Source organism: Halomonas salinarum, from assembly GCF_012062845.1.
Lineage (GTDB): Bacteria > Pseudomonadota > Gammaproteobacteria > Pseudomonadales > Halomonadaceae > Onishia > Onishia salinarum.
Map to the genome: position 1 here is coordinate 1 of NZ_WWNB01000046.1, position 1,330 is coordinate 1,330.

Annotated in this window: 1 protein-coding gene; it reads right to left on the bottom strand. The window is 63.0% G+C overall.

The window, feature by feature from the left end:
- Positions 1-4: 4 nt before the first annotated feature.
- Positions 5-1,207, bottom strand: a complete 1,203-nt coding sequence (locus tag HF027_RS15425) for an ISL3 family transposase (RefSeq protein ID WP_168017155.1) — start codon at positions 1,205-1,207, stop codon at positions 5-7.
- Positions 1,208-1,330: the final 123 nt, after the last annotated feature.

The window sequence follows — 1,330 nt, forward strand, 5'->3', positions numbered from 1 at the left end:
AGGTTCACCGCACTTTGCCGGGAAAAGCGGCACGGATCTTCAGAAAAAAGTACGCCGTGTCGCGGTACCCATAGGCCATCCGCTTGATGACCTTGATCCGGTTGTTCATGCCCTCCAGCACGCTGGTGTTCAGTCGATGCTGGGCGCTGGAAACGATTCCCTCCAGGTAGGGCTCCAACTTCCTGGTGAAGCGCACCAGCGCGTCAATGCCACTGCCTAGGGCCATACCAGCCCACTCCTGCCAGGCACCGCGCGCGGCGGCCTCATCGTCGGCAAACCACAGCGTCTTGAGTTGGTCCTTGAGCAGGTACACCGTGGTCAGTGAGGCATTGACCGCCAGCAGCTCGTCCAGCTTCACCGCCTGCTCGGGCTTGAGGTTGTCGGCATTACGCAGCAACAGCCAGCGGCTGCCCTTGATGACCTTGCGGCCGGCCTTGTCGCCACGCAGTTGGTTGGCCTGATCGACGCGCACCCGATCCATCACCTCGCGCCCGTACTTGGCCACCACATGAAACCGGTCGTAGACCACTGCCGCGCTGGGGAACTGGGCCTTCACCTCGAGATCGAAGGCCGAGTTCATGTCCATGGCGACTGCCTCGATATGCTCTCGGGCATCGCCCAGCCACTCGAAGAACGGGCGTATCGCCTCTCGTGAGCGGCCCTCGCCGATCCAGACCACCTGTTGGGTGTCGGCGCAGGCGACGACCGTGGCGTAGCGGTGCCCCTTGTGCAGGGCGAACTCGTCCATCATCAGGCGGCGCAGTCGTGTCGGGTCCGGCACGGGCAGATCGCGCTGCAGACGCTGCTTGTCGATGGTCTTGACGGTATGCCAGTGCAGCCCCACCAGGTCGGCGACATGCCGGATCGGCAGCAGTGTGACCAGGCGCTCCACCCACTGGCGCAGCGTGGTGGTGACCGGCGAACGCCCCGGTAGCCAATCAATGCGCTCTCGGGTCGGACCACAGGCGGGGCAGCGAAGGCGCCGTACCGGTACTTCCAGCTCGACTCGGTAGATCAGCAACGGCGCTTCCCGGACCCGTCGGCGGTGGACGTCGTGCACCAGGAAACAGGCATGGTCGCAGCCGCTACAGACAGGGAGTATCCGGTCATCGGGCTCCAACTGGAGCCGTAGCGTCTGGGGGTCCAGGAACTCGTGGTGAGCGACGGTGAAACCTTTCCAGAACAGGCAGAGCGGGGTAGCATCCATGGCAACGGCGGTATCCGTGAGCAGACGTTTGTGGTGAACATCAGCTTACTCGGATTTACCGTCGTTTCTCTATCCCGTCTCTACCTAAGACCACTTCGCTTTCACGCCAGTCTGCGATGAACC

Excerpts from the sequence above, each read along its gene's own strand:
- HF027_RS15425 (WP_168017155.1), bottom strand. The coding sequence starts at position 1,207 with ATGGATGCTACCCCGCTCTGCCTGTTCTGGAAAGGTTTCACCGTCGCT.